The 4,749-nt window shown below is 28.6% G+C and carries 5 protein-coding genes and 1 tRNA gene; all 6 read left to right on the top strand.

The window, feature by feature from the left end; genetic code table 11:
- Positions 1 to 154 precede the first annotated feature (154 nt).
- Positions 155 to 1,123 carry an aminotransferase class I/II-fold pyridoxal phosphate-dependent enzyme gene (locus tag Q0C22_RS02545; RefSeq protein WP_291490506.1) on the top strand — a complete coding sequence of 323 codons (969 nt, stop codon included), beginning with the start codon at positions 155 to 157 and terminating at the stop codon, positions 1,121 to 1,123.
- Complete coding sequence (locus Q0C22_RS02540) at positions 1,120 to 2,475, top strand: cobyric acid synthase (RefSeq protein ID WP_291490505.1); 1,356 nt, start codon at positions 1,120 to 1,122, stop codon at positions 2,473 to 2,475. The genes Q0C22_RS02545 and Q0C22_RS02540 overlap by 4 nt, the downstream gene beginning before the upstream one ends.
- Positions 2,447 to 3,376, top strand: coding sequence for an adenosylcobinamide-phosphate synthase CbiB (gene cbiB / locus Q0C22_RS02535; RefSeq protein ID WP_291490504.1), 930 nt, complete (start codon positions 2,447 to 2,449; stop codon positions 3,374 to 3,376). The genes Q0C22_RS02540 and cbiB overlap by 29 nt, the downstream gene beginning before the upstream one ends.
- Positions 3,373 to 3,861, top strand: coding sequence for a bifunctional adenosylcobinamide kinase/adenosylcobinamide-phosphate guanylyltransferase (locus Q0C22_RS02530; protein ID WP_291490503.1), 489 nt, complete (start codon positions 3,373 to 3,375; stop codon positions 3,859 to 3,861). Before cbiB ends, Q0C22_RS02530 begins: the two co-directional genes overlap by 4 nt.
- Entirely contained in the window at positions 3,858 to 4,598 is a 741-nt protein-coding gene (locus Q0C22_RS02525; RefSeq protein ID WP_291490502.1) for an adenosylcobinamide-GDP ribazoletransferase, read from the top strand. Before Q0C22_RS02530 ends, Q0C22_RS02525 begins: the two co-directional genes overlap by 4 nt.
- Before the next feature lie 35 nt (positions 4,599 to 4,633).
- A tRNA-Pro gene (locus Q0C22_RS02520) sits at positions 4,634 to 4,710 on the top strand.
- Positions 4,711 to 4,749: the final 39 nt, after the last annotated feature.

The following is a 4,749-nucleotide window of genomic DNA, read 5'->3' as shown; positions in this document are numbered from 1 at the left end:
ATTATATTAAAAATTTTTTAATTTGTAAAGAAAAATCTGCAGTATTAATTATTTTATTTAAATTGAATATTAATATAAAAATATTCATTTAGATTGACTAATAAAATTTGTTTAATATACTTTAATTGGTTTATTAAGTATTGTGGAATAAACGGTGTTGGATAGTTTTTTTCATGGCGCTGATATTTATAGTTTTGCAAAAAAACTCAATATTAAACCAAAAGATGTTATTGATTTTTCTTCGAATATAAATTTTGTAAAGCCAAAAGTTAAGTTAAAAAACATTAATGTTAGCCCCTACCCTGACCCAAGATATGTTAAACTCAAAAAAGCTATCTCAAAAAAATACAATATTGATGAAAACTATATTCAACTGTTTAATGGTTCAACAGATGCCATATTTACCATTATAAATCACTTTGAAGATGTTACTTTATATGCACCTATTTTTGCAGAATACAAAAGGGCAAATAAAATAAAATTAATAAATAGATTTTCAAATATCTATGAAATTACGCCTAAAGACTCATTGGTTGTTTTTGTAAATCCTTCTACGCCAGATGGCACTTACTACGATTTAAAAAAATTTTTTGATATATGGTGCAAGCAAAATAATACAGTACTAATAGATGAATCTTTTTTGGATTTTAGTGGCAAAAAAAGTGCACTTTGCTTTTTAAAGGATTTTGAAAAACTTATTATTTTAAAGTCTTTTAGCAAATTTTATGCATGTGCCGGCGTAAGAGTTGGCGTTTTAATAAGTAAAATAAAGTTTAAAACACCTATCTGGAATATATCTGTATTTGATGAACAATACATACTTCATGCATTAAAAGATAAAAAATTTAAAATTAAATCAAAAATTTATATAGAAAAAAATAAACAAATGTTGCGCGAAATTTTAGAAAATTCTGGCTTATTTGAAAAAATATATGATTCTAATACTAATTTTTTGTTAGCAAAGCTAAAACACATAAGCTCTATTGCTCTACAGGATAAATTATCAGCGTACAATATTTTAATTAGGGATTGTTTCAATTTTGATTTTTTAGATGAATTTCATGTTAGATTTGCCGTTAAAACCAAAAAAGAGCTAAAAATTCTAAAAAAGGCTCTGAAATGAACGACATATTGGTTTTAGGCTCATCATCCAGCGCTGGAAAATCTACAATTACAATGTTTTTATTAAATATTTTAAAGCAAAACAATATTAAAGCCCTGCCCTTTAAAGCACAAAATTTTTCAAATAATTCAACAGTTGCTGACGATAATACAGAAATTGCATTTGCTCAATACTTTCAAGCAAAATCTATTGATTTAAAAACTAGTTACTTTATGAATCCGCTACTTGTAAAATCAGCAAACAATCAAAAACTTCATATAATTTTAAATGGAAAATTTTTTGGTGAGATGGATGCAACTGAGTTTTACACAAATATTGATACTTTTAAATCCTCAATAGAAAAAAGTTACAAAAATCTGAAAAAGCAAGGTTTAATTGTAGCAGAAGGCGCAGGTAGCCCAACAGAGCTTAATTTTTTAGAAAAAGACTTGGCTAATGTTTTTATAGCAAAAACATTTAAACCAAAAATTGTATTTGTAGCAGATATTGAAAGGGGTGGTGTATTTGCAAGCATATATGGTACCAAAGAGTTATTAAAAAAAATTGGCCTTGAAATTTCTGGTGTTATAATTAACAAGTTTAGAGGCGATATAAGATTGTTTAACCAGGGAATAAAAATAATAGAAAATGAATTTGGTTTGCCAATTTTAGGTATTTTGCCTTATGAAAAACTAAATGTTGGTTATGAAGACAGTTTTAATATAGATAATTACAGTCAAAGTAAAAAACCACTTATTAGAGCAGGTGTTTATCGCTTTAGACACATAAGTAATTACTTTGATATAGAACCACTTGTTTTGGATAAAAATGTTGAAGTGATATTTTTTAATGACTTAAATTTGGCAGAAATGTTTGATGTAGTAATTTTTCCTGGTACAAGACAAACAGTTTTTGATCTTATGCTTTTAAAAAAACAGGATTACAGTGTTTTAAAAAAATGCAAAATTATAGCTTTATGTGGTGGCTATCAAATGCTATTTAGCGATATTTTTGACAATGTTGAATCAAATGTCAAGCATGCAAGAGGTTTGGGCTTAATTGATGGTCCTGTTTACTTTTTAAGAGAAAAAACACTAAAGCGTTCTGTTTACAAAATTATTGATTTTGATGTAGAAGGATTTGAAATGCATTTTGGACACACTGAAAAACTATTTTATGAAGATGAAAATATATTTGGCACACTTGTACACGAAGCTTTATTTAGTGATAAACTAAGAACTTATTTGTTAAAAAAAGTAAACCCAAATTATCATGGTTTTTGCTATAAAAAAGCTTACAAAAAACACCTTGCACAATTTATACAAACATCTAAAATGAATTTTTATGTGGATAAGTTTATTAAACTCCTATAGTTTTTTAGCCTTTTGCGCATTTATTGTGGATTATATTTTTGGATCAATAAAATTAAAATACCACCCAGTTGTTTTGATAGGTAAGTTTATAAGTTTTTTTGAAAGGCATTTTTACAAAGATAGCATAAAAGCAGGAGTAATTATTTTTATAATTACAAACTTATTGGCACTTTGTTTTGTTGGATTTATCTATATTATTTTACCAAAAATATACTGGTATGTTTTTGAGATAGGTCTATCTGGTATTTTGATTGCAAACAATATGCTTTATAAAGAAGTCAAAAAAGTTGTCCTTTCTGGTAACCCGAGGCAAAAACTCAGGTATTTGGTTAGCCGCGATGTTGATAGTCTAAGTGAATCCGATGTTTACAAAGCCTGTATCGAAACTTATGCAGAAAACATAAATGACGCAGTTATTGCTCCGTTATTTTACCTATTGCTTTTTGGTTTGTGGGGGCTTATAGTTTATAAATGCACAAATACACTTGATTCAATGATAGGCTATAGAAACGCTCGTTATGAAAAATTTGGCAAAATTAGCGCAAGGGCTGATGATGTTTTAAACTTCATTCCAGCCAGATTAACTGCATTAATTGTGCTTTTTTTAAACAAAAAACTTAACTACATTAAAAATATTTCAACACTATCAAGATACTATACAAGTCCAAACTCAGTTTATCCAATAGGAGCTTTTGCATATGCCCTTGAAGTTTGTCTTGGTGGTCCTACAAGTTATTTTGGTAGAGTAGTTTTTAAACCAACGCTTGGTTTTAATAAATGCAAACTCGATGAATCTGATGTATTTAGAGCACTTAGGCAAAAAAATAAAATAGATTTAGCAATTGTTTTGATATTGGTGTTTTTAGTTATAATAGAAAACTGGAGGATTTTTATTCGATGAATGCGCTTTTTATTGGTCCAAATAAAAGTGGCAAATCCCGACTTGCATTGGAATATACACTTAAAATTGCCCAAACAAAACCATATTTTATTGCAACAGGGATTGCAGTTGACGAAGAAATGAAAAAAAAGATTGAACTTCACAAAAAAGAACGAAAAAACAGTTTTATTACAATAGAAGAACCACTTTTTATCTATGAAAAGCTACAATCTATAAAAGAATACAAGCTACTTGATTGCCTGAGTTTTTGGGTTAGCAATATGTTATTGAGCAATAAGGAAAATGAAATTGAAAATACAGCACATAATATATCAAAAATTCAAAATTGTGTATTTGTAATAAATGAAGTAGGAGCTTGCGTTATACCTGACAATGAACTTGCAAGAAAGTTTGCTCATTACAATGGGATTGTTGCTCAAATTATAGCCAAAAACTGCGATGAAGTGTTTTTATGTTCAGCAGGTATTAGTATAAAAATCAAATGAAAAAGTTTTTTATTGGTTTTGCAATAGCATGGAATATGCTAACAAATATACCATTATTTAGAATTTATACATTTAAAGAAGGCTACAATGCTTACGCATGTATAAATTATGGTGTTGTGGGATTTATTTTAGGATTAATTGTCTATTTGCTTTGCAAAATTGCAAGTATTGAGCCCTATATTCTGGTAAAAGTTTTAATATTTTGCTTTTATATTTTTTCTTATGGAGCACTTCATCTTGATGGCTTGTTTGACAGTCTTGATGCAATTTTTTTAAAAGCCCCAAAAGAAAAATTATTGAGCATTTTAAAAGATCCCCACCTTGGTTCATTTTCGGTAATTTTTGGCACACTATTTATAATTACAAAACTGACTGCTTTTGTTTACCTTAAAAATATGTCTTTGTTTATTGTAGCGGCAAGTGCTTCGCGCTTTAGTGTAATATTTCCTATGAGATTTTTCCCATACATTTCTTCTGGTATGGCACAAAATGCAAAAAATGAGCTTAAAAACCATCATTTAATAATTGCAAGCATTATTATGATTGTTTTTTTATCGCCAATTTACAAGTTTTCAATTATAATTTTAATATTTAGCGTTTGCTGTAGTTTATTTATTGGCAATCTTTTGACAAAAAAATTTGGTGGCCTAAATGGTGATTTTTACGGATTGTTAATTGAAACAAATGAATTAATTTTAATTTTGGTTTTTGTTTTTTTGGGTAAATATTTGTCTTGACACATTGGTACAAATTTCATAATTTATCTTCAGTGCGGGGCGTAGCGCAGTCTGGTAGCGCACCAGTTTCGGGTACTGGGTGTCGGAGGTTCAAATCCTCTCGCCCCGACCAGAACTTATTCGAGGTAGTTTAATCGTGATCAAAGAACAA

It is taken from the genome of Desulfurella sp. (assembly GCF_023256235.1).
In the GTDB taxonomy this organism is placed as follows: domain Bacteria; phylum Campylobacterota_A; class Desulfurellia; order Desulfurellales; family Desulfurellaceae; genus Desulfurella.
Note: the sequence above shows the minus strand (reverse complement) of the source record. Positions and strands in the feature narration are given on the sequence as shown.